20 protein-coding genes and 1 pseudogene are annotated in these 23,689 nt (G+C 38.5%); 15 read left to right on the top strand and 6 right to left on the bottom strand.

Translation table 11 applies throughout. From position 1 onward, the window contains the following. Position 1 precedes the first annotated feature (1 nt). From QAP06_RS00165 to QAP06_RS00130, 8 genes and pseudogenes are all read left to right on the top strand, one after another. Positions 2-1,345 carry a UDP-N-acetylmuramoyl-L-alanyl-D-glutamate--2,6-diaminopimelate ligase gene (locus QAP06_RS00165; RefSeq protein ID WP_286465742.1) on the top strand — a complete coding sequence of 448 codons (1,344 nt, stop codon included), beginning with the start codon at positions 2-4 and terminating at the stop codon, positions 1,343-1,345. A 3-nt stretch (positions 1,346-1,348) separates the two neighbouring features. Then, entirely contained in the window at positions 1,349-2,299 is a 951-nt protein-coding gene (tal, locus tag QAP06_RS00160) for a transaldolase (RefSeq protein ID WP_286465740.1), read from the top strand. Between the two features lie 54 nt (positions 2,300-2,353). Continuing rightward, positions 2,354-2,890 carry a 50S ribosomal protein L25/general stress protein Ctc gene (locus QAP06_RS00155; RefSeq protein WP_000889333.1) on the top strand — a complete coding sequence of 179 codons (537 nt, stop codon included), beginning with the start codon at positions 2,354-2,356 and terminating at the stop codon, positions 2,888-2,890. Positions 2,891-2,899: 9 nt separating this feature from the next. Continuing rightward, complete coding sequence (pth, locus tag QAP06_RS00150; RefSeq protein ID WP_286465738.1) at positions 2,900-3,460, top strand: aminoacyl-tRNA hydrolase; 561 nt, start codon at positions 2,900-2,902, stop codon at positions 3,458-3,460. A gap of 54 nt (positions 3,461-3,514) precedes the next feature. Continuing rightward, positions 3,515-4,582, top strand: coding sequence for an LptF/LptG family permease (locus QAP06_RS00145; protein WP_286465737.1), 1,068 nt, complete (start codon positions 3,515-3,517; stop codon positions 4,580-4,582). A 56-nt stretch (positions 4,583-4,638) separates the two neighbouring features. Further along, the gene (locus QAP06_RS00140) at positions 4,639-5,640 is read left to right on the top strand and encodes a DNA adenine methylase (RefSeq protein WP_286465736.1); all 1,002 of its coding nucleotides are present in this window, start codon (positions 4,639-4,641) and stop codon (positions 5,638-5,640) included. Beyond that, a complete protein-coding gene (locus QAP06_RS00135) occupies positions 5,637-6,536 on the top strand; it encodes a Dam family site-specific DNA-(adenine-N6)-methyltransferase (protein WP_286465734.1) in 900 nt (299 codons plus the stop codon). Before QAP06_RS00140 ends, QAP06_RS00135 begins: the two co-directional genes overlap by 4 nt. 6 nt (positions 6,537-6,542) lie before the next feature. Beyond that, positions 6,543-8,154: pseudogene (locus tag QAP06_RS00130) on the top strand (AlwI family type II restriction endonuclease). Positions 8,155-8,201: 47 nt separating this feature from the next. Here QAP06_RS00130 and QAP06_RS00125 read toward each other — a convergent pair. Continuing rightward, entirely contained in the window at positions 8,202-9,368 is a 1,167-nt protein-coding gene (locus QAP06_RS00125; protein ID WP_286465733.1) for an outer membrane protein, read from the bottom strand. Between the two features lie 178 nt (positions 9,369-9,546). Here QAP06_RS00125 and QAP06_RS00120 point away from each other — a divergent pair, with 178 nt between their 5' ends. Then, positions 9,547-9,984, top strand: a complete 438-nt coding sequence (locus QAP06_RS00120; protein ID WP_000338864.1) for a CopD family copper resistance protein — start codon at positions 9,547-9,549, stop codon at positions 9,982-9,984. Here QAP06_RS00120 and QAP06_RS00115 read toward each other — a convergent pair. From QAP06_RS00115 to gltS, 4 genes are read right to left on the bottom strand one after another with little or no spacing between them, the layout of a single operon-like run. After that, complete coding sequence (locus tag QAP06_RS00115; protein WP_286465732.1) at positions 9,981-12,332, bottom strand: heavy metal translocating P-type ATPase; 2,352 nt, start codon at positions 12,330-12,332, stop codon at positions 9,981-9,983. The genes QAP06_RS00120 and QAP06_RS00115 overlap by 4 nt on opposite strands. A gap of 24 nt (positions 12,333-12,356) precedes the next feature. Further along, positions 12,357-13,073: a tRNA1(Val) (adenine(37)-N6)-methyltransferase gene (locus QAP06_RS00110; protein ID WP_286465731.1), complete on the bottom strand. Its 717-nt coding sequence runs from the start codon at positions 13,071-13,073 to the stop codon at positions 12,357-12,359. After that, positions 13,055-14,089: a bifunctional diaminohydroxyphosphoribosylaminopyrimidine deaminase/5-amino-6-(5-phosphoribosylamino)uracil reductase gene (locus tag QAP06_RS00105; protein ID WP_286465730.1), complete on the bottom strand. Its 1,035-nt coding sequence runs from the start codon at positions 14,087-14,089 to the stop codon at positions 13,055-13,057. Before QAP06_RS00105 ends, QAP06_RS00110 begins: the two co-directional genes overlap by 19 nt. Further along, positions 14,086-15,312 carry a sodium/glutamate symporter gene (gltS, locus tag QAP06_RS00100; protein WP_286465729.1) on the bottom strand — a complete coding sequence of 409 codons (1,227 nt, stop codon included), beginning with the start codon at positions 15,310-15,312 and terminating at the stop codon, positions 14,086-14,088. The genes QAP06_RS00105 and gltS overlap by 4 nt, the downstream gene beginning before the upstream one ends. Before the next feature lie 85 nt (positions 15,313-15,397). On the opposite strand from gltS, the gene QAP06_RS00095 reads away from it, so the two are divergent. After that, positions 15,398-16,597: a saccharopine dehydrogenase family protein gene (locus QAP06_RS00095; protein ID WP_286465728.1), complete on the top strand. Its 1,200-nt coding sequence runs from the start codon at positions 15,398-15,400 to the stop codon at positions 16,595-16,597. 9 nt (positions 16,598-16,606) lie between these two features. On the opposite strand, the gene ccoG is transcribed toward QAP06_RS00095, so the two are convergent. Continuing rightward, positions 16,607-17,983, bottom strand: coding sequence for a cytochrome c oxidase accessory protein CcoG (gene ccoG, locus QAP06_RS00090; protein WP_286465727.1), 1,377 nt, complete (start codon positions 17,981-17,983; stop codon positions 16,607-16,609). Between the two features lie 105 nt (positions 17,984-18,088). Here ccoG and plsY point away from each other — a divergent pair, with 105 nt between their 5' ends. The 5 genes from plsY to QAP06_RS00065 all read left to right on the top strand — a co-directional run bounded on the left by plsY (position 18,089) and on the right by QAP06_RS00065 (position 23,595). After that, a complete protein-coding gene (plsY, locus tag QAP06_RS00085) occupies positions 18,089-18,751 on the top strand; it encodes a glycerol-3-phosphate 1-O-acyltransferase PlsY (protein ID WP_286465726.1) in 663 nt (220 codons plus the stop codon). Beyond that, complete coding sequence (locus tag QAP06_RS00080) at positions 18,748-19,101, top strand: dihydroneopterin aldolase (RefSeq protein ID WP_286465725.1); 354 nt, start codon at positions 18,748-18,750, stop codon at positions 19,099-19,101. Before plsY ends, QAP06_RS00080 begins: the two co-directional genes overlap by 4 nt. After that, positions 19,085-19,411 (top strand): Plug domain-containing protein, encoded by a 327-nt coding sequence (locus QAP06_RS00075; RefSeq protein ID WP_286465724.1) that lies wholly within the window; start codon positions 19,085-19,087, stop codon positions 19,409-19,411. Before QAP06_RS00080 ends, QAP06_RS00075 begins: the two co-directional genes overlap by 17 nt. Before the next feature lie 165 nt (positions 19,412-19,576). Further along, entirely contained in the window at positions 19,577-22,210 is a 2,634-nt protein-coding gene (locus QAP06_RS00070; RefSeq protein WP_286465722.1) for a TonB-dependent receptor, read from the top strand. Positions 22,211-22,434: 224 nt separating this feature from the next. Beyond that, positions 22,435-23,595 (top strand): aminotransferase class V-fold PLP-dependent enzyme, encoded by a 1,161-nt coding sequence (locus tag QAP06_RS00065; RefSeq protein WP_286465721.1) that lies wholly within the window; start codon positions 22,435-22,437, stop codon positions 23,593-23,595. Positions 23,596-23,689: the final 94 nt, after the last annotated feature.

Here is a 23,689-nt window from a genome sequence, read left to right as displayed (position 1 = left end):
AATGAAGCTTAAAAAAACCCTGACTTATCGCAACCGCGCCTATTCTTTTTTAAGCGATAACACGCATGAAGTTTTAGAAAACCCCAAAGAAATCCTTTTTGTCAAAACGCCTTTAAATGAAAAATACTCTCCTTTAATTGCAGAAAAAAACCTGGCTATTTTAGATTCTAACGAGCTTAAAAACTACTTTGATTTTAAGATTAAAATTGTAGGGATTACTGGCACTAATGGTAAAACGACCACAGCGAGCCTGATGTATTCCTTGCTCTTAGATTTGAATAAAAAGACCGCTCTTTTAGGCACAAGAGGGTTTTTTATCAACGACACACAAATCAAAGAAAAGGGCTTGACCACGCCCACTCTTTTAGAGCTTTATAGCGATTTAGAAGAAGCGGTGCGTTTGGGGTGTGAATACTTTATCATGGAAGTGAGCTCCCATGCGATTGTCCAAAAGCGCATTGCCGGGCTTGATTTTGCCCTTAAAATTCTCACTAATATCACAAGCGATCATTTAGATTTCCACAAAAGCATAGAAAATTACAGAGACGCCAAAAACAGCTTTTTTAAAGATGAGGGCTTGAAAGCGATTAACAGAGATGAAACAAACGCCCTTTTTAACCCCATTAACGCACACACTTACGCGCTGGATAAAAAAGCGCATTTAAACATTCAAGCCTTTTCGCTCAACCCCTCCATTAGTGCGTCTTTATGCTACCAACAAGATTTAAGAGATCCTAACAATAAAGAGACAGCTCTAATCCATTCCCCCCTTTTAGGGCGTTACAACCTTTATAATATCTTAGCGGGCGTTTTAGGGGTCAAACTGCTCACTCAATTACCGCTAGAAGCAATCGTGCCGTTATTAGAAAACTTTTATGGGGTTAAGGGGCGTTTGGAAGTGGTGCATGCCAAACCTTTAGTGATCGTGGATTTTGCCCACACCACAGACGGCATGCAACAAGTCTTTGAAAGCTTTAAAAACCAAAAAATCACCGCTCTTTTTGGAGCAGGGGGCGATAGGGATAAAACCAAGCGCCCTAAAATGGGAGAGGTAGCGAGTTATTACGCTCATAAAATCATCTTAACTTCAGACAACCCCAGAAGCGAGAATGAAGAAGACATTATTAAAGATATTTTAAAGGGCATCAATAATTCTTCTAAAGTGGTTATAGAAAAAGACCGAAAGAAAGCCATTTTAAACGCTTTAGAAAATTTAAAAGACGATGAGGTGTTATTGATTTTAGGCAAGGGCGATGAAAACACTCAAATCTTTAAAGACAAAACGATTTTTTTTAGCGACCAAGAGATCGTTAAAAGCTATTACCAACATTTAAAACAAGGATAAAACATGCAAGAATTCAGTTTGTGGTGCGATTTTATAGAAAGGGATTTTTTAGAAAACGACTTTTTAAAGCTCATTAATAAGGGGGTTATTTGCGGGGCGACGAGTAACCCTAGTTTGTTTTGTGAAGCGATCACCAAAAGCGTGTTTTATAAAGATGAAATCGCTAAACTCAAAGGCAAAAAAGCTAAAGAAATTTATGAAACTTTGGCGTTAAAGGATATTTTACAAGCCTCTAGCGCGTTGATGCCTTTATATGAAAAAGACCCTAACAATGGCTACATTAGCCTAGAAATTGACCCTTTTTTAGAAGATGATGCTATTAAAAGCATTGATGAAGCCAAGCGGTTATTCAAAACATTAAACCGCCCTAATGTGATGATTAAAGTCCCGGCGAGCGAAAGCGCTCTTGAAGTCATTAGCGCTTTAGCTAAAGCCTCTATTCCCGTTAATGCCACTTTAGTCTTTTCGCCTAAAATCGCCGGTGAAACCGCTCAAATCTTAGCCAAAGAAGCGCAAAAAAGAGCGGTCATTAGCGTGTTTGTCTCACGATTTGACAAAGAAATAGACCATTTAGTGCCAAAAAATTTGCAAGCTAAAAGCGGGATCATTAACGCTACCGAGTGCTATTACCAAATTAATCAGCATGCTAACAAGCTAATAAGCACCCTTTTTGCATCCACGGGCGTTAAATCCAATTCTTTAGCTAAAGATTATTACATTAAAGCGCTGTGTTTTAAAAACTCTATCAATACAGCCCCCCTAGAGGCTTTAAACGCTTATTTGCTTGACCCCAACACCGAGTATCAAACCCCTTTAAAGATTACAGAAATTGAAGCGTTTAAAAAAGAATTAAAAGCACACAACATTGATTTAGAAAACACCGCTCAAAAACTCCTTAAAGAAGGCTTGATAGCGTTCAAACAATCCTTTGAAAAGCTTTTAAGCAGTTTTTGATTTTTAAGGGTTTTTTGGATAGAATAAGCCCCTATTTTATTTTAAAGGATTGACATGTTAGAAGGCGTTATTAGAGAGAGTATTACTAAAGCTAACGCTAAAGCTTTAAAAAAAGATGGCTATCTAATCGCAAATGTTTATGGAAAGGGCATTGAAAATGTGAATGGTGCGTTCAAATTAAACCCTTTCATTAAATACCTTAAGGAAAAAAAGCATTTGATTTTTCCGGTGAAATTAGGGGATAAGACTTTTGAAGTCGTGGTTCAAGAATACCAAAAAAACCCTGTTACTAACGAGCTTATCCATGTGGATTTACTCGCTGTTACTAAGGGCGTGAAGTCTAAGTTTAAAGTCCCGGTTAAACACCAAGGCACTCCAGTGGGCTTGAAAAACAAAGGGATTTTAATGCTCTCTAAAAAGCGTATCAGCGTGGAATGCGCTCCAGAGCATTTGCCCGATCACTATTTAGTGGATGTGGCCCCTTTAGACGTGAATGAGTCTATTTTGGTGCGCGATTTAGAAAAACACGAGAATGTTAAGATTTTAGATCATGATTCTATCGCTGTGATCGGTGTGATTAAAGCGAAGTGATTTCAGGCTATGACGCTTTTAGTGGGTTTAGGTAACCCTACTTTGCGTTACGCTCACACCAGACACAACGCTGGTTTTGATATTTTAGATTCGCTCGTTAGCGAATTGGATCTTTCTTTCGCTTTTTCTTCCAAACACAACGCTTGTTTGTGCGTTTATAAGGATTTTATCTTACTCAAGCCCCAAACTTACATGAATTTAAGCGGCGAGAGTGTTTTAAGCGCTAAAAATTTTTACAAAACTGAAGAGCTTTTAATTGTCCATGACGACTTGGATTTACCTTTAGGCGTTGTGAGGTTTAAAAAGGGTGGGGGGAATGGAGGGCATAACGGCCTAAAATCCATTGATTTATTGTGTTCTAATTCTTATTACCGCTTGAGGGTGGGGATTTCTAAAGGAATTGGCGTAATTGAGCATGTGCTTTCAAAATTCCACAAAAACGAAGAGCCTTTAAAAAACGCTGTGTTTGAACATGCCAAAAACGCCTTAAAATTTTTTATAGAAAGCCATGATTTTAACGCTACGCAAAATCGTTTCACGCTTAAAAAACCTTTAAAAATAGAAAGTTAAATGCGCTCTATCAAAAATTTTAAGTTTTTATCGTGGTTTGAATAAGGGTTTAAAGTGCGTTTGTTTAGATTTGTGGGGTGGTATTATTTCAAATACTTTTTAATCGTGCTTTTAGCTTTAGAATTGTTTTTTGTAGGCATTGACAGCCTAAAATACGCCGATAAAATGCCTGATTCTGCGAACATGATTATTTTATTTTTCACCTATGACATCTTATTCGCTCTCAATTACACCTTGCCCATTTCCTTGCTTTTGGCGATGGTTTTATTTTATATCGCATTCATTAAATCCAACCAATACACCGCCCTGCTCTCCATTGGCTTTTCCAAATGCCAGATTTTAAGCCCTATTTTTTTGATTAGCTTGTTTTTCACAGCCGTTTATGTGGGGTTGAACGCGACTCCTTTTGTGTATATGGAGGAAAAAACGCAAAATTTGATTTATAAAGACAATTCTTTGAGCGTCTCAGAGCATTTGTTAGTGAAATATAACGATGATTACGTGTATTTTGATAAGATTAACCCCTTGTTACAAAAAGCCCAAAATATCAAGGTTTTTCGCCTAAAAGACAAGACTTTAGAATCTTACGCTGAAGCTAAAGAAGCTTTTTTTGAAGACAAGTATTGGATCTTGCATGACACCACTATCTATGAGATGCCCTTAAGTTTTGAACTGGGCAACAACGCTTTAAACACCACTCGTTTAGAAACCTTTAAAACGCTCAAAAATTTCCGCCCTAAAGTTTTAGACACCATTTATCAAAACAAGCCCTCGGTTTCTATCACAGACGCTCTTTTATCCTTGCATGCTTTAGTGCGCCAAAACGCAGACACGAAAAAAGTGCGCTCGTTTTTGTATGTGTTTGCGATTTTGCCCTTTTTTGTGCCGTTTTTAAGCGTTTTAATCGCTTATTTTTCGCCCAGTCTCGCCCGCTATGAAAACCTGGCTCTTTTAGGGCTAAAATTTATCATTATCACGCTCGTTGTTTGGGGGCTATTCTTTGCTTTAGGGAAGTTCAGCATTTCAGGGATACTCATTCCTGAAATAGGCGTGCTATCGCCCTTTTTTGTATTCTTATCTCTTAGTCTTTGGTATTTTAAAAAGCTTAATAAGAGATTGTGATTTTTAAATCTTATATGTTACTAAGTGGTTTTATTCTCTTAGTTTAAAGGTGGCTAGTGGAAAAATTTAATCTAAAAAACCGCCGGTATATCGGCTCAAAAACCAAGCTTATAGAGTGGGTATTTGGGAATTTAAAATTAAATAATATCAAAAGCGTGTGCGATATTTTTGCCGGAAGTGGGGTAGTGTCTGGTCAATTTGCCACTATTCCTAACATTAAAAACATTATTATAAATGATATTTTATTTTCTAATGAAATCATTTATCATGCTTTTTTTATGGGGCAAAACGCTGATTTTAAGGCGCTTGAAGAGCTGAGAGAATATTATACTCAAGCTTTAAAGCCAGAAGAAAATTATTTTAGCCAACATTTTAGCGGCAAATTTTTCAGCTATAAAGATTGTGTCAAAATCGGTAGCATTAGAGAGCATATAGAAAGCTTGAATTTAGATAAATTAAACAAAGATATTTTATTAACAAGCCTGATTTATTCAATGGATAAGATAGCTAACACGGTGGGGCATTATGAAGCTTATAGGAAAAAAGAGATTTTGCAAGATAGATTTATTTTTGAGCTTATTAACCCTATAAAGCATGATAAAAATATCATGATAGAGAGAAAAAACGCTAACGAATTGGCTAAAACCTTAAAAATGGACTTAGTCTTTATTGACCCTCCATACAATTCAAGGCAATACAGCCGGTTTTATCATCTCTATGAAAACCTAGTGCAGTGGAAAAAACCCAAACTCTATGGAACAGCTTTAAAACCATTATGCGAGAACATGAGCGAATATTGTCGCTCTAATGCCAAGAAAGAATTAAGCGATTTGATTGAAAAACTAGATTGTAAAAGGATTGCTTTAACCTATAATAATACCTATAATTCTAAGTCTAGCTCTTCGCAAAATAAAATAGGCTTTAAAGATTTAGTGGAAATTTTGAGTCAAAAAGGAAAATTAAGCGTTAAAGAAAAGGCTCATGGTTTTTTTAATTCAGGAAAAACTGATTTTAAAGAGCATAAAGAATTTTTATTTATAGTGGAAGTGAAACCTTGAAAAAAGGTATTCGTTCTCCCTTTTTCTATGTGGGGGATAAATATAAACTTATGCCACAACTCAATAAGCTATTCCCAAATAACATTAATCAATTTATTGAGCCTTTTGTGGGTGGGGGTAGCGTGTTTTTAAACACTAAGGCTAAAAGATACTTAGCTAACGACATAGATACTAATATTATCAATTTACATAAAACTTTAAGCAAGTTCAATACTTGTGAGCTTTTTGATGAATTGTCTAAAATCATCATTCATTATGGCTTGTCTTTCTCTTTTAAGGGGATTACAGCCCCTGATGAATTAAAAAAACAATATATAAAAACTTACTACGCCAAATACAATAAAATAGCTTATGAAAAACTAAGGGCTGATTTTAACTCCAATCAAAGCAACATGCTCTATTTGTATTTACTTTTAATTTATGGGTTTAATCACATGATTAGATTTAATTCTAAAGGGCTTTTTAATTTACCTGTAGGTAATGTAGATTTTAATGAAAATGTTTATAATGCCCTAAAAAACTACATAGATTTTATACAGCAAAACACCATTATTTTTCATAATGATGATTATATTGATTTCCTTAACCACACCACTTATTTAAAAGATGATTATGTTTATTTTGACCCCCCTTATTTAATCTCAAATAGTGAATACAACAAGTTATGGGATAGCAATAATGAGATAGCCTTATATGGTGTTTTAGATAGCCTAGATAAAAAGGGAGTTTTATTTGGTATAACTAATCTTGTTTATCACAAGGGAGAGACTAATTTTATTTTAAAAGAATGGGCTAAAAAATATTATATTTTTAATATCAAAAGTAATTATATTAGTTATAATGATAATACTATTAAGGAATATAGTCAAGAAATCTTTGTAACTAATTATAGGTGATTAATTATGACTAAAAAACCGGCACGAAAAATTTTAAGCTTTTCAACCACCATGCGAAACCCTAAAAGAATAGGACAATTTTTAGCTGTTTTAGGAAAGTTTGAAAATCAAATTCTTCAATCTTCAACGATCATGCAAATTGTCAAATCCGTTTTGGCTCATAGGCTTTATAGACCTACTTCTCTAAATCAAAATAAAGAATTGAAAGAAAAATTTGACTCCAATGAATATATCTTTAGCGATAAAGAATTAGAACGCATTATAGAAATATCCCCACAACAACATAAAGAAATGGGCTTTGAGCATGGATGGGAAAGTCGGTTTGACACTTGGTATAAGCTTATGTGTGAGTTTGGTTTTTGCTACTATGCAAAATATGAGAAAATACTCATCAGCGATAGCGCTAAGATGCTTATTCTTGCTTATTATGATAAAGAAAACGATGCTTTTAAAGAAAGCGTTGATGAAAGCGTAGTTGGGGCTATATTTTTAAACGCTCTGTCTAAATATGAAGTAGGAAACCCTTATAAAAAGAACTTAAACCATAACAACCCCTTCAAACTATTACTCTCGCTTTTAAAACAACTCTGCCAATCTAACTCCCCTATCTGTCAAAGAAATCCCTATTTTACTTTGTTGGAAAGACGATAACGCCAATGGGCTTTATGACTACATTATTCGTTTAAGAGAAGAAATTGTTACTATCAATCAGACAGAATTCAGTTACTCAGATGAATTTATCTATGAAAAATGCCTAAAACTTTTAGAAAGTGTTAATAAAATACGATTTAAAATGAGCCAAATCATTAACGAAGCCGTTGATGAATACATTAGAAAAATGCGTATTACAGGACTTATTTCATTGCGTGGTAATGGTAGGTTTATTGATATTAATACTAATGAAAATAATAAAATAGATTACATTTTACAAACTCATAAGGCTTTTAAAGGGGATTGTTTAAACGACACTCAAGCTAACAAACTCGCCTTTTTTAACTACATGGCGATCGTGGATAGCTTTCTTGTTAGCGCTGCTCCAATCAGCGCTGATGAGAGCGTTAAATCAAGCAAATTGAATGAACTAGCAAACGCTTATACTAAAGATTTTATCAAGCAAGAATTGCTCATTACTTGCAACAAGCAAGAATCAAAAGATAGTTTTTTAAGACTCATTGATAGACCTTTACGCTTGGAATTTTTAAGCGCTATTTTCTTGAAACAACATTTTAAAAATTTAAGCGTGATACCCAATTATAAAAGCGATGATGAAGGCTTGCCCGTATACACAGCAAGCGGTAATAAACCTGATATTGTAGCTATGGACACAAAAGCCCAAAGTTATATAGAAGTGAGCTTGATTAGAGATAGAAGTCAAAGCGCCTTGGAAATGATACCTATTGCCAGACATTTAAAAGAATTGATTAAAAATAGCACTGATATTAGAGAAAAATTTAGTGTTTTTGTAGCTCCAAATATCCATGATGATGCCAAAGAATATGCAAAATTTGCTCAATTCAAAGACAATATTAATATATGCTGTTATACTATTAATGATTTTATCAAAAAAGTAGAAAATAGCACAGAATGGCTGCAGATCAATGACCATTTGAAAGCTTAAAGCATCAAGCTTTCAAATCTAAGCCTTGCCTAAAAACCCTACCAAACTTAAAAAGTATAAACATAACGCAAATACATAGAATACTGACGGCGTAAGGTTTGGGTTAAACTGAAATTGGTTTCTGCTCCGGTGATAGTGGTTGGTTGGCCATTCTCTAGCGGGCCTTGTTTTTTCGCTCTTATGGTAGTAGAGCCTTTAAAAAAGTGGTTAGGGAGCGTGGGGATTTTGATACCAAATTCAATGCCATGGTGTTCAAAAATATTAGTCCTAATGCCCACATTCACTAAAAATTGGAAAATCGTGTGATTCACCTTAGCGTTCAATTTTCCTGTGGTATAGACGCTATTAGGGTTAATCCCCACATTACAACTCGCCGGCGTCGTGTCCCCGCATGTGATCGTGCCATCAGCGTTAGTCATGTAAGCGTTAGCGTCCGTATTGACGCCATAAACATACCCGTCCTTAAAATACCCCACACGATTATTAGTCCAAGTGTTACCCGCAAAATTCACGCCCACAAAAAACCCGGCCGTGGCTTTAGGCTTATCTATAATGTTAAAAAGCATGTCTGTGCCAAAACCATAAGTATACATGTCTGCTTTTTGATCGCTCAAATAGAAAGGCGATATAGCGTTAGCGGCCCTGGAGTTAGAGAAATTGGTATGCCCATAATCAAAAAAGCCGTAATAACGCAACCCAAACCACCTCTTTTTGCCGATAAAATGCTTATAGCCTGTCATCACGCCTAGCCCATACATCGGCTGGTTACGGCCAGGAATGTTTTTATTGGTGCTTAGCATGGTGCGCGAAGTCCAATTGACCACGCAGTTAGCTTTAGTGTAGCCTGGCGTTCCTGGCGTCCCTGAAGCTGGCTGACAGCCACCGGTCTGCCCGTCAGGAACTTTGCCATCATCATTAGCCGAAACGTCTCCAAAAGGCACTTGAAACAACTCGCCGTTTTTATAAGCGTTTGTCTTTTGATCAGCCCTACCCACTTCCAAGCTAATCCCCACAAACGCGCCATTCTTTTCATGGGCATTTAAGGGGTTTGTCAGCCATAACGAACTCAAAAGAGCGCCTAAAATTACCGAACCTTTTTTAGAAATATCTAAAGATTGAGCTATCAAAACAGATTCCTTACGATTAAAATTTTTACAAACCATTTTGCAATCTTGCATTCTATTTTTCTTCTTTGTCATAAAATTGAACACCACCCTCTAGGGTCTCCACTTAAGTGTTACTTTTTTAATTATTTTATTATAGCTAATTGTAATCTTAAAAGTCAAACAAAAACCACCCCTAAAATTCCCATAATAGTGGGATACTTGACAATAAAATCCTTTTATAGTAGATTAAAAACTCTTTAATTTTCCCATGAATAAAGGATTTTAAATGGATGCGATTTATCCTTATGTGTTGGTTGTTCATTTATTGTGCGCCATTATTTTTATTGGCTACTTGTTTTTTGATGGGGTCATTTTCCCTAATGTGAAGAAAATGTTTGGCGAAGAGTTTGCCAATAAAGCGAATACAGGAATCGCTCAAAGAGCGATCAAAATCATGCCCTTATGCGTTTTAGGGCTTGTTTTAACAGGGGGCATGATGCTTAGTCAATACATGGGGGGCGATAAAGGCTGGTGTGAAACCCCTTTTCAAAAGATACTCATGCTTAAAGTGATCTTAGCGTTAAGCATTTTTCTTTTGGTGCTTTTTTCTTTATCGTGTAAGTTTTTGGGTAAGAAAAACCCTATTGGTAAATATATCCACCCTATCGCTCTCACTTTTGGTTTTTTAATTGCCATTTTAGCCAAAACGATGTGGTTTGTTTAAGAGCGTTTCAACCTCAAAGAATTTAAGACCACTAAGAGCGAACTCGCGCTCATACTCAAACTCGCTATTAAAGGGTTAATGTATCCTAGCATAGCGACTGGGATTAAAATAGCGTTATAAATCAAGCTCAAAACAATGTTTTGCAACACCACTTGATAGACTTTTTGAGCGTTACAAAACGCTTTTTTCAGCAAGCTCAAATCCTCTTCTAAAAGTAAAATATCGCATGCGCTTTTACTCAAAGCGCTTTTTTCAAACCCTAAAGAAACGCTCGCTTGTTTTAAGGCTAGCGCGTCATTATTGCCATCGCCTACCATCGCGCAAACGCCCTTATAAGAGCTGATGGTTTGAGCCTTATCTTCAGGGGTTAAATGGGCATGATATTTAGAAATCCCTAATTTTTTCGCACACTCCTTAACCGAGCTTTCATTATCCCCGCTTAAAATCTCTAATTCTAAGCCTTGATTTTGTAAAGCCTGAATAACTTCTTTAGCGTTATTTTTCAAACGCTCTTCTAAAATGAATAACGCGCATAAAGTCTTATTTTTCGCAAAGCCTACCATGATATTAGCGCTCTCTTTAGCCCTTATATTAACCCCCATAGCGTTTAAAAATTTCAAACTCCCCACTAGCAAAGTTTCATTGCAATAGCTCGCTTTCAGGCCATGAGCGAAAAACTCTATCTTTTCTAAATTAACCTCATCGCTATTTAGAGATTTAAGGATTGCGCTATGGGCTAAATGCTCTCTGGTTTTTAAAAGGCTCTTTAAAAGCCTTTCATCAAATTCTTCATAAATGATTTTTTCTTTTAAAAGGACTTCTTTTTGCGTGAGCGTGCCGGTTTTGTCTATAAAGATTTTTTTCACTTTAGCCAGAGTTTCTAAAAACAACGCTTCTTTAAACACGATCAAAGGGTTTTTAAACACCCCTATCACTAACGCAATGGGCGTAGCCAAGGCGAACGCGCAAGGGCAGCTGATGACTAACACGCTAATACACACCATTAAGGCTTTTTCAAAATCACCCCCCAAACCAAATTGCCATAACAAAAAGCTTATAAAGGCTAAAAACAACACCGCTTTAGAAAAAATATCCGCAATTTTATTCGCGCTACTCTCAATTAAGGGCTTTTCTAAAAAACTCTTTTTTAAAGTTTCTAACAAACCAGAAAGGCGTGAGTTTTGGAAATTAGCGCTCACTTGATAGCTAAAAGGCACGCCCGCATTCACATAACCCCCTAAAATTGGATCATTAACCCCCAATTCCAAAGGCTTAAACTCCCCACTGATCAAAGACGCATCCACGCTCGCATGATTTAAAAGCGTGCCATCTAAAGCGATTTTAGCCCCGCTTGGCACCCAAACAACAGAGCCTATCGCCACATCTTTAGGGTGTTTTTCTATCTGCTTGCCATTTTCTACAACGATCACGCTATGGATTTCATGCGATTCTAGAGACAGACATTTTTCATTCGCAAACAGCCTAGCCTTTAATTCCAAAAACTTAGAGCCAAAAACAAGCGTTAAAATCGTGCTGCTCGCTTCAAAATAAGTCTCTTGGGACACCAACATGGCATAAATAGAATAAACAAACGCCGATAACGCGCCAAAAGACACGCTCAAATCCATGCCCAAAACGCCATTTTTTAGCCCATAAAACGCCCCTTTAATGAAAAAACGCCCCACAACCACTAGCACCAACAAGCTTAAAAAAAGCGATACGAGATCCAAATTCCTTTGCATAAGCCTATCCATGCCAATGCCATAACTCGCGCTACCATAACTCGCGTATTTGGCAATTGCAATAAACATCAAATTCATGGTGGCAAAAAACCCCACGCTTAAAGTGAGTAAATAGGAGCGCTGCTCTTTTTGGGCTTTTAGAGCGTAATTTTTTGCGTTATAAATTTTAGCCCCATAGCCCAAACTCTCAATTTTTTGAACGATCTCTTTAGGGTTTAAAGACTTGTCAAACACGATTTGTAAATGGTGGGTAGTGAAATTCACGCTCACTTTTTTAACCCCCTTTAAGCGCTCTAAAACCTTTTGATTGAGCCACAAGCAAGCGTTACAATGCGTTTTTTCTAACAAAAGATTAAGAATTAATTCGCCCTTATTATTTTCTTCAAGGGCCTGTTCTAATTCCAAAGCGCTCATTGAATCTTGGGGCGTTACAGGGGCTAAAGTGGAATCATTTAATTTGTCATAAAAGCTCTCTAAATTCAAATCCAACAATAACGCATACACCCTAGCGCACCCTGCACAGCAAAAATGCAATTCTTTATGATGGATCACCTCTTTAAAAAGCTCACTTTCTTTAAATTCCAACTGGCAATGCGAACATTTCATTTTTAATCCTTAATTGATGAGGCGCTAATTCAAAAGCGCTTTGATAGAATAAGTGTTACAAATTTGATAGATGGTTAGAACTTCTTTGGTGTTGTCGCTTTGGTTTTTGGAATGGTGCGTGATTAAAGGGGGCAAAACTTTTAGAGCGCTTTTGGAATTATTCCTAGCCGCTCCAAGCATCAAATGGGCGTTTTTGTCTTTAAAACTTTGGACAAACCTTAAAGTTTCTAGCGTGAGTTTAACGCTTTTTAAACTCTCTATGACCAAGCAAAGCGACAAGGCTTCATAGCAAAAAATAAAATACCCTTTAGGTTTTAGGCATTTTTTCACTTTAGCCGCTAAAGAAGCGAAATCTAATTCGCTCTGGTGCCTCGCATGCCCTTTAATTTTAGATTTGATAGAGCCTAAGGCGTAAAAAGGAGGGTTGCACACAATTATATCATACAAAATCGGAGGGTTGAAATCTAAAAAATCGCCCTCAAACACTTGAGCGTTAGGGAATTTAAGGGCGTTTTTTTGGGAACAAAACGCCATTTTACTATCCTTTTCCACTAAATGAACGCTCGCTAGTGGGTTGTCTCTGGCACAGAGTAAGCCTAAGATTCCACACCCTGATCCTATGTCTAAAATCGCGCCGCTATTTTTAATAAAAGGGCGTGAAAAATCGTATAAAAAAAGCGAATCGCTATTGTAAGAATAAGCGTTTAAAGGCTGGTATAATCTTAAGAGTTTTCTATCCATAAAAGGGCTTCATTTTCTAAGATTTGCGCATGCAACAACCGCCCTTTAAAAGGGGTTTTTAGAGCGAGCGTGCTAAACGCTTCGCCAATCATAGACGCATGCGAATGCAAAAGCAACGCGTCTATTTTATCCCTCAAGCTCTCAAACAATTCCCACCCCCCTTCAATGAAATTAAACCCCTTCTCTAGGGGTAAATCTTTGGGGTCATGGAAAGTGTTAACCAAACGATTAGGCGCAGAAAAAACTTTTGAATGGGGGTTGATTGGACGCTTGGATAAAATAGCGATATTGGGGTTTTTATTTTGATAAAAGCTGTCGCAAAAGCGAGAGTCTAATAAGGGGTTGTCCGTTCTTATGGTTTTCCCAGAAATGATGAGCGTGTCGCATATTGCTCGCTGGTTGTGCGTGAAAATAACGCTTTTTTGCCCGGTGATCTTGCCATGATAATAATCTCCATTCATCCTTAAAGCGAGTTTGAACAAATTAAAACGCCCCTTTTGTTCCATTACCCTAAAAGGCAAGAGCAAGTCCTTAGCCTTGTTTTCTAAATTGCGACAAATTATTGTTTCAATACGAGCCTTTTGTAGCCTTGCTAAACCCCCTTTTTTAGCTTCGTTTTCTTCTGCGGCAATGACCACTCTTTTAGGTTTTAAAATTTCTAACAATCCGCTGCATGCCGGGGTTTTGCCATAAGAATTGCATGGCTCTAGGGTGATTAAAAAAACGCAGTCTGTAAAAGCGTTATCGTGGTGCGTTTTTAAAAAATCGCTTAAAGTTTTAGGGTCTTCTAATTTTTCTAAATCGTTTTTTAAACTGGGGCGTAAAATCTTTAACGCTGATTGGGCGGCTAAGACTTCTGCATGCGGGGTTTTGGCTTTTTTGTGGGTTTCTAAACTCAAGATCTCATGGTTTTTATCTAACACCATGCAAGCCACGCTTGGGTTTTCTAGGGCTAGGGTTTGACACTCCCACGCCTTATTCAAGCAAATTTCTAATAAACTCTCATAAAGTCTCATGACGGGAAAAAAGGCAAGAGCAAAAAGCCTTTAATCGCTAAAGCGTTAATAATATCAACAAAAAACGCTCCCACTAAAGGCACGACGATAAACGCTACATGCGATGGCCCATAGTGGTTGGTGATGGTTTGCATATTCACCATAGCCGTTGGGGTCGCTCCAAGCCCAAAACCGCAATGCCCCGCGCACAACACCGCCGCATCGTAATCCTTCCCGCATACCCTAAAGGTTACAAGCACCACATAAAGGATCATAACCGCTACTTGAACGCTCAAAATAACCGCTAGAGGCACAGCGAGTTTTAACAATTCCAATAAATTCACGCTCATTAAAGCGTAGGCTAAAAACAGACTCAAACTCACATTCCCTATGACTGAAACCTCTCTGTCAAACACGCTATGGATTTTAAAAAACGACAGAGCGTTTCTTAAAATAACCCCTACAAACAAGCACCACACAAAAGTCGGCAAGGTGAAGCTTTTAGGCATCAAATGCGATAAAAAAGTCCCCACCAATAAAGCGATCGCAATTAAAGCTAAAGTTTCTACAAAACTGGATGCAGTGATTAGGCGCTGCTCTTTAGGGGTTTCAAAGCCTTTAGACACCACGCCCTCTAAAGTGTCTTTTTCTTTAGTGTCTTTAGGTTCTAGTTTGTATTTTGAGATCAAATATTTAGCGACAGGCCCTCCAATAATCCCCCCACTCACCAAGCCAAAAGTCGCGCACACCATGCCCACTTCTAAGCTGGAGCTAAAATTATAAGGTGGTTGGGTGAAAAAATTAGCCCATGCCGCGCTAGTGCCATGCCCTCCCACTAAAGCGATAGACCCCCCTAAAAGCCCCATTAAAGGATTGACCCCTAAAAGGCTAGCGATAGAAATCCCCACGACATTTTGACACACCACAAACCCCGCCACAGCCAGCAAAAAGACCGCAAGCATTCTCCCGCCTTTTTGTAAAGATTTGAAATCCGCACTCAAACCAATGGTGATAAAAAAAGTCAGCATTAAAGGATCTTTTAAAGAAGAATCAAATTGCAAGCCAAAATTGTAAAACTGACGCGCTAACATGATAAAAAAAGCGACTAAAACCCCGCCCACAACAGGCTCTGGAATATCATAATCTCGTAAAAACTTGACTTTAGAAATCACATAACGCCCCAAAAGCAGCACTAAAACCATGCACACCAAAGTGGCATAAATATCCAACTTAATTTCTTGCAAGCTTGCATCCTTATTAATCAAATTTATCTTATTATAATATAATACCCCCCTAAAAGAACGAGATCAGTTAGAAAGTAGGTGTTCCTTGCATACAGTATTACAAATTGGAGCTGGTGGCGTAGGCAGTGTGGTAGCACACAAAATGGGCATGAACAGAGATGTGTTTAAAAATATCATTTTAGCGAGCAGAAGCTTAGACAAGTGCTATGCGATTAAAGAAAGCATGCTTAAAAAGGGTTTGGGGGAAATTGGCGTTGAGCAAGTGGATGCAGATGATACGCAAGCCTTAGTCGCTTTAATCCAAAAATACAAGCCTAAAGTCGTTGTTAATGTGGCTTTACCCTATCAGGATTTAACGATCATGCAAGCATGTTTAGAAACCAAAACGCATTACATTGATACCGCCAATTACGAACACCCGGATTTAGCGAAGTTTGAATACAAAGAGCAGTGGGCGTTTGATAAGGCCTATAAAGAAGCAAGGATTTTAGGGGTTTTAGGGGCTGGGTTTGATCCGGGCGTGACAAACGCTTATGTCGCTCACGCTCAAAAACACCATTTTGACACTATCCACACTTTAGATATTTTAGATTGCAACGCTGGGGATCACAAACGCCCTTTTGCGACAAATTTTAACCCTGAAATCAATTTGAGGGAAGTCAGCTCTAAAGGGCGTTATTATGAAAATGGCAAATGGATTGAAACAAAGCCTTTAGAAATCAAGCAAGTGTGGGCTTACCCGCAGATTGGCGAAATGGATTCGTATCTTTTATACCATGAGGAATTGGAATCGTTAGTCAAAAACATTAAAGGCTTAAGGAGGGCGAGGTTTTTTATGACTTTCTCTCAAGATTATTTAACCCACATGAAATGCTTAGAAAATGTCGGCATGCTAGGCATTAAAGAAATAGAGCATCAAGGCGTAAAAATCGTGCCGATACAATTTTTAAAAACCTTGCTTCCTGATCCAGCGACTCTGGCTAAAGACACCACCGGTAAAACCAACATCGGGTGCTATATGACCGGCATTAAAAACAACCAAGACAAAACGCTCTACATTTACAACGTGTGCGATCACAAGAAGTGCTATGAAGAAGTGGGTTCGCAAGCCATAAGCTACACCACCGGCGTGCCAGCGATGTGCGCGGCTAAAATGATTTGCAACGACACTTGGAGTGCGGATCATTTTAGAGCCGGGGTGTTTAACATAGAAGAATTAAACACCGATCCCTTTATGGAAGAATTGGTTAGGCAAGACTTGCCTTATGAAGTGATTGAGCGCTAGTTTTAGGCTTCAATCTTCACTTGGCGCGATAAACACCGATTCCCTTTCTATCGTAATGTTCTTATCGTCTGCACTATAAGCTTGTATTGTAATAGGGATTAGAGCGTCTTTAGCGTTCTTGTATGCTGTGGCGTTATTTTTTAGGGGTTTTCTTAAAATCACTACCGCTTTAATCTTTTGTCCGGCTTTAATGGCGATAGGGTTTAAAGGCTTTTTGATTTGAATGTCTTTTTGCCCTAAAATTTTGAAATAAAACTCATGGTCTTTATTGTCCGTGTTGTGGAATAAAAACACATAATCGTTATCCACATACCCACTAGAGCGCAATTCATACAGATCGCTGTTGCGGTTAATGTCTAAGAGCATGCGTTCTTTTTTAAACGAAGTGATGGCTAAAAGAGCGATCACAATAGCGATAACCCCCAAATAAGCGATCGTTTTTAAACGCACCAGGCGCACTTTTTGGCGCGTATTAATAGCGTTAGTTGAAGACCATTGGATGAGTGAAGGGCGACTGAATTTAGCCATGATAATCGTGCATGCGTCCACGCATTCTAAGCAATTGATGCATTCTAATTGCAAGCCCTTCCTGATGTCAATATGCGTGGGGCAAACCTGAACGCAATGCAAACAATTCACGCATTCGTTTTCTGGGCTGCGTTTTTTGGGGGGTAAGGGGAATAGGCGGCCCTGATTATTATAAAGCGCTCCGCCGCGTTTTTCATCATAAATGGGGTTTAAGGTGTCATTGTCATACAACACCGATTGCACCCTAGCGTAAGGGCATAAATAAATGCAAAAACGCTCCGCAACCACCACTATATCAAACAGCACCACAGCCGTGCTAAAAAGCCAAAAACCCATAGCAATAGGGTGATCGCTAGGGTTTTTAAGATACATAAAAAAATCTTCTGGGGCGATGAAATAAAAGAAAAATAACATCATTAGCCCTGCCACAACAGGAGCGAACAATAAAACGCTCAACACTTTACGCATCTTATAGCTTGGGGTGTTTTTAGGGCTTTCTTGCTTGTTAGTGATCTTTTTATGGAGTTTGAAAATCTTGGTTTCAATCACATCTCTATAAAGCACCCTTAAAAAGGTTTGTGGGCAAGCCCACCCGCACCACACACGCCCAAGGCTGGTGGTGATGAAAAAAATCCCTATAAAAAGCAAAATAACCATAAAAGGCATGACTTGCAATTCTTCAGCGCTAAAGATCTTGCCTAAAAAATGCAGTTGCTTATGCTCAAAAGAGATCAAAAACAAATGCGCCCCATCAATGCGAATGAATGGTGTGATTAACAGCGCTAAAGAAATCAATAAAAACCCTATATAACGCTTCAAGCGGAACGATTTTAAAAAATGGCTAGAAGATTCAAGCATTCCCAATATCCTAAAATTTTTAAGCCACTATACCCTAACAACTTAACGCTTTCACTTAAAAAGCAACATGTTATAATGATCGCTATTTTATTTGAAAGGGTATTTATGGAAAGCGTTTTAAATTTCCTGACCAATATCAATGTGATTTTCACCCTTTTGGGCTATCTTATCGGGGGGATTCCTTTTGGCTATGCGTTAATGAAAATCTTTTACGGCATGGATATTACTAAAATCGGATCAGGTGGCATTGGCGCAACGAATGTCTTACGCACTTTACAAAGTAAGGGCGTGAGTAACGCTAAACAAATGGCCTTATTAGTCTTAATCTTAGATCTATTCAAAGGCATGTTTGCGGTGTTTTTAAGCAAATTGTTTGGGTTGGATTATAGTTTGCAATGGATGGTCGCTATCGCTAGCATTTTAGGGCATTGCTATTCGCCTTTTTTGAATTTCAATGGAGGTAAGGGCGTTTCTACGATCATGGGCTCTGTGGTGTTGCTCATCCCTATTGAAAGCCTGATCGGTTTAGTGGTGTGGTTTTTTGTGGGTAAGGTGCTTAAAATCTCTTCACTCGCTAGCATTCTAGGGGTAGGCACAGCGACTGTTCTTATCTTTTTTGTGCCTTATATGCCTATCCCAGACAGCGTCAATATCCTTAAAGAAGTCGGCACGCAAACGCCTATGGTGCTTATTTTTATTTTTACCCTTATCAAGCATTTGGGCAATATTTTCAATTTATTAGCCGGCAAGGAAAAGAAAGTCTTATGAAAACTAAACAAGGCGTTCATGTCCATAACTTTGTGTTTGAAACGATTTTGGGGATTTTAGAATTTGAACGCTTAAAACCCCAAAAAATAAGCGTGGATTTGGATCTTTTCTACACGGAATTACCCCATAGGGCTTATTTAGACTATATGGAAATCCAAGAGCTTATTCAAAAGATGATGCAAGAAAAACAATATCTTCTCATTGAAGACGCCCTGAAAGATTTGAGCCATGTTTTAAAAACGCGCTACAAGGAGATCACTGAGCTTTATTTAAAAATCAGCAAGTTAGAAATTTCTCCAAATTCTCAAGTGGGAGCGAGCGTGAAAATCCGCTATGAAAACGATCTTTAGCCTCTTTTTCCTCCTTATTATTTTAAAAGCACACCCCATAAACCCTTTATTAGAGCCGTTATATTTCCCGAGTTACGCGCAATTTTTAAATTTAGAACCTCATTTTATCGTTAAAAAAAAGCGCGCTTATAGACCCTTTCAATGGGGGAATACCATTATCATTAAACGCCATGACTTAGAAGAACGCCAAAGCAACCAGCCAAGCGATATTTTCCGCCAAAACGCTGAAATCAATGTGTCTTCTCAAACTTTTTTAAGAGGCATGAGCAGTAATTTTTCACGGATAGTGATCGATTCAGCCGTTCAGTAATCAGCCGTTCAGTAAAATGCTAAAACTTTTAATCATATTTTTCTTGATATTTTCTTAATCCTAAAACAAATTTAAGGTATTATTAAATAGAATAATGTAATAATAACCTTAGGTTTAAAACTTGACTAAATTTTTAGAAAAAAGTAAATAGAAAGGCTAAAAGAAATGCTTAGAAATAAATTTCGTATTGTGTTTGTCTCTTGTGTTGTCGCTAGCAGTTTGCAAGCTCAAGAAAAAACCCACACTTTGGGTAAGGTAACCACTAAGGGTGAAAGGACTTTTGAATACAACAACAAAATGTATATTGAAAGGAAAGAGCTCCAACAACGCCAAAGCAACCAGATCCGTGATATTTTTAGGACTAGAGCGGATGTGAATGTGGCCAGTGGGGGCTTAATGGCGCAAAAGATCTATGTTAGGGGGATTGAAAGTCGCCTCTTAAGGGTAACGATAGATGGCGTCGCTCAAAATGGTAACATTTTCCACCATGACGCTAACACCGTGATCGATCCTAACATGATTAAGGAAGTGGAAGTGATCAAAGGGGCAGCGAACGCTTCAGCGGGTCCGGGCGCGGTGGCGGGTAAATTGTCTTTCACCACGATTGACGCTAACGACTTCTTAAGAAAGAATCAAACTTATGGCGCTAAAGCGGAAGCAGCCTTTTATACCAACTTCGGGTATCGCATGAACGCTACTGCAGCCTATCGTGGTAAAAACTGGGACATACTCGCTTATTACAACCATCAAAATATTTTTTACTATAGAGACGGGAACAACGCTTTTAGGGATCTCTTCCACCCTAACTACGATGTACAAGATCCAAGCAATAGCGAAATGAGCGTAGGGACTCCCAGTGAAGTCAATAGCGTTTTAGCTAAAATTAATGGCTATATCAACGAAACCGATAGCATTAGCGTGAGCTACAACCTCACACGAGATAATTCTACAAGGCTTTTACGCCCTAACACCACTTCAGCCCTCTCCAAAGCCAATGACCCAGGAAGCCAGCCAGCCCCCTTTGTGATTGACTTTGGGAAAGAATTAGCCCATACGATCAACTTCAACCACAATTTGAGCTTGAAATACAAGCATGAAGGCGGCCCTAATTTTAACCAGCCGCGCGTTGAATCCACCGCCTTTTTAGGGGTAAGGGGGGGCAATTATAACCCTGTGGTGAATCCTTTCGCTTACAATTCTAACGAGCCAGCCAACCCGGATTATATCCCTGAAGTGAGAGAGTGGTGTAATAACCCGGACAATATCAGCCAGTGCACGCAAGGGGCTATCAGACCTTCTAATGGAGGCTATCAAATAGGCTATGGCGCGCCCAACTCTATTAATTGGCAAGGGACTAGCGATTCTAGTGGGGGGGCGCAAGCAGGGTATGGGCAGCTTAACGCTATTTCTACAAGCGCGAATGTTTATCATGGGCTTGTCCCTAAAAACCCTGATTATGACATGACCCCCCCTAACGCTCAAAACCCTAGCGCAAACGATTGGACTTTGGGGAATGCGGACGCTGAGGGGACTTTAGCCAGAAGGATTTTCTTAATCAACTCGGGCGTTAATTTTAAAGTAACCCACCCCATTAGCGAAGATTATGGGAATGTGTTTGAATACGGCATGATTTATCAAAACCTGAGCGTTTTCTCTGGATTGGATAAAGGCAAAAACGGCTATTATAAAAACAATATTGACCCTAATGACCCTAATGGGCCGGGCTTGCCTTACCGCCATTACTACACCGATCAAAGCTCTCAATACCCTCAAAACCTGAACGCGCCTAACCCGCTCTATCGTAACATGCCCCAAAATTCGCATGCGATCGGGAATATCATCGGAGGGTTTATGCAAGCGAACTACAATATTTTAAGCAATGTGATCGTGGGTGCGGGGACTCGTTATGATATTTACACCTTGCTAGACAAAAACGGCCGCACGCATGTAACTTCTGGTTTCTCGCCTTCTGCGACCGTGCTTTATAACCCCATTGAAAGCATTGGCTTGAAAGTGAGTTATGCGTATGTAACTAAAGGGGCTTTGCCTGGCGATGGCGTTTTGATGCGCGATCCTACGGTGATTTATCAAAGGAACTTGCGCCCTGCGATCGGTCAAAATGTGGAATTCAATGTGGATTACAACAGCAAGTATTTCAATGTGCGCGGGGCAGCGTTCTATCAAGTCATCAATAACTTCATCAACAGCTACGGGCAAGACACTTCTAAAAATGGAGGGGGTAATGCGACCGCAAAAAACATGTCAGGGAATTTACCCGAAACCATTAATATCTATGGTTATGAAGTTTCAGGGAATGTGCAATATAAAAATTTCGTAGGGACTTTCTCAGTGGCTCGCTCTTGGCCAACGGCTAGAGGGCATTTATTAGCGGACACTTACGCTTTAGCTGCAACGACTGGGAATGTGTTTATCCTAAAAGCCGATTACAATATCCACAGATGGGGGCTTACTTTAACCTGGCTCTCACGCTTTGTAACCAACATGTTCTATGAGGGCTATTCTATCTATTACCCGCAATACGGCTTGATGAGAATCCATAAACCCGGGTATGGCGTGCATAATGTCTTTATCAACTGGACTCCGCCTTCTAAAAGGTGGCAGGGTTTAAGGATTTCAGCCGTGTTTAACAACATCTTAAACAAGCAATATATCAGCCAAGCTTCGGTGTGGCAAGCGAGTGCGGACGCTCCAGCGAGCGATATGATCCCTAAAGATAAACGCATGGCGCTCCCTGCTCCTGGATTTAACGCGCGTTTTGAGGTATCCTATCAGTTCTAAAATGAAAGAAATCCTAGGGTTTCTTTTTGAATTTAAAACATGGAAACAAACATGAAAAAGCCCTATAGAAACCGCCAAACTCTATGGAAAAAGTTCCGCTCGCTCAATAAACTCGTTAAGACGCTCTTAAGGATTTTAAAAAAGTAGTTTTATCCAAAATTTAGCGAGTTTAGTTTAAGATAACGCTTTATTTTAACTTAAAAAAGGAATCAAACGCGCTCATTATGGCTGAAGAAACGCTCCCAATAACCCCGGATCTTTTGAAAAATCCTTATCAAAAAATCATCAATGCGAGTGCGAGCGTTTTTGATGAAAACCATGGGCGATCATTTTTTAGTGCGCCATTTTATGAAAGAATTGAACCTTATTTAAAAGAAGTTTTAACCCATCCCATTGATTTAGAATGCGATTTAAACACCGCTAAAAAAAAGAACCGCTTAACCCCTTTAAAAAAGCTTTTTAAAGCGTGTTTTAACACTGAAGAAATTTTGATTGTGAATAACAACACCAGCGCGATATTCCTCATCGCCAACACTTTAGCGCAAGAAAAAGAAATCATTGTTTCGTATGGCGAATTAGTGGGGGGGAATTTTAACCTTAAAGATATTTTATTAAGTAGTGGGGCTAGGTTGCATTTAGTGGGGAATATTAATCGCGCTTATTTAAGGGATTACCGCTTAGCCTTGAATGAAAACAGCAAAATGCTCTTTAAAACCCACAACCCCGCTTTTCAAAAAGACACGCCTTTTAAAGATTTGCAAGCCCTGGCTAAAGAGCATGGTTTGATTGATTATTACAATTTAGGGGATGTGGATTTATTAAATAGAACGGCTTTAGAAGAAATTTTAGCTCTAAAACCATCGCTTTTAAGCTTTAGCACGGATAAATGCTTTAACAGCGTTCAAGCCGGCATTATTATGGGGCAAAAAGAACGGGTTGAAATGTTAAAAAACCACCCCCTTTATAGAGCCTTGAGAGCGGATAAGATCACGCTCACCTTGCTTTTTTGCAGCCTAAAAGCATGGGTGAATCATCAAGAAGAAATCACAATTTGCGCGTTATTAAACCAAACTAAAGACGCATTATTACAAAAAGCCTTGAAACTCTACGCCCTTTTAAAGCCTTTAGAATTGAACGTGAGCATAGCCTCTAGCTTTTCTAAAATAGGGAATTTGTTTGGTAGGGAATTAGAATCCTTTTGCGTGAAAATCCAGCCTAAAAACACCCACGCTTTAAATGGTGAGAAACTTTATTTAAAGCTTTTCCAAAAAGGCGTTATTACAAGAATTTCATGCGAATTTGTGTGCTTTGAAGTCTTTAGCTTGAATGAGAAAGATTTTGAAAAAATCGCTCTGGTTTTAGAAGAAATCCTTAATAAAGCTTAAAAATTCGCTATAATAAAATTTCTTTTAAACGCACCATATCCCCCACAAAACGATAGAGAATGATAGAGAACGATAGAACATCAATTTAAAGGAA

This window comes from Helicobacter pylori (assembly GCF_030323545.1).
GTDB lineage: Bacteria > Campylobacterota > Campylobacteria > Campylobacterales > Helicobacteraceae > Helicobacter > Helicobacter pylori_CO.
This window is presented reverse-complemented; position numbering and strand designations above follow the sequence as displayed.

Excerpts from the sequence above, each read along its gene's own strand:
- plsY (WP_286465726.1), top strand. The coding sequence starts at position 18,089 with ATGGAAAGCGTTTTAAATTTCCTGACCAATATCAATGTGATTTTCACC.
- tal (WP_286465740.1), top strand. The coding sequence starts at position 1,349 with ATGCAAGAATTCAGTTTGTGGTGCGATTTTATAGAAAGGGATTTTTTA.
- QAP06_RS00115 (WP_286465732.1), bottom strand. The coding sequence starts at position 12,332 with ATGAAATGTTCGCATTGCCAGTTGGAATTTAAAGAAAGTGAGCTTTTT.
- ccoG (WP_286465727.1), bottom strand. The coding sequence starts at position 17,983 with ATGCTTGAATCTTCTAGCCATTTTTTAAAATCGTTCCGCTTGAAGCGT.
- QAP06_RS00110 (WP_286465731.1), bottom strand. The coding sequence starts at position 13,073 with ATGGATAGAAAACTCTTAAGATTATACCAGCCTTTAAACGCTTATTCT.
- pth (WP_286465738.1), top strand. The coding sequence starts at position 2,900 with ATGACGCTTTTAGTGGGTTTAGGTAACCCTACTTTGCGTTACGCTCAC.
- QAP06_RS00155 (WP_000889333.1), top strand. The coding sequence starts at position 2,354 with ATGTTAGAAGGCGTTATTAGAGAGAGTATTACTAAAGCTAACGCTAAA.
- QAP06_RS00065 (WP_286465721.1), top strand. The coding sequence starts at position 22,435 with ATGGCTGAAGAAACGCTCCCAATAACCCCGGATCTTTTGAAAAATCCT.
- QAP06_RS00105 (WP_286465730.1), bottom strand. The coding sequence starts at position 14,089 with ATGAGACTTTATGAGAGTTTATTAGAAATTTGCTTGAATAAGGCGTGG.
- QAP06_RS00070 (WP_286465722.1), top strand. The coding sequence starts at position 19,577 with ATGCTTAGAAATAAATTTCGTATTGTGTTTGTCTCTTGTGTTGTCGCT.
- QAP06_RS00080 (WP_286465725.1), top strand. The coding sequence starts at position 18,748 with ATGAAAACTAAACAAGGCGTTCATGTCCATAACTTTGTGTTTGAAACG.
- QAP06_RS00165 (WP_286465742.1), top strand. The coding sequence starts at position 2 with ATGAAGCTTAAAAAAACCCTGACTTATCGCAACCGCGCCTATTCTTTT.
- QAP06_RS00120 (WP_000338864.1), top strand. The coding sequence starts at position 9,547 with ATGGATGCGATTTATCCTTATGTGTTGGTTGTTCATTTATTGTGCGCC.
- QAP06_RS00075 (WP_286465724.1), top strand. The coding sequence starts at position 19,085 with ATGAAAACGATCTTTAGCCTCTTTTTCCTCCTTATTATTTTAAAAGCA.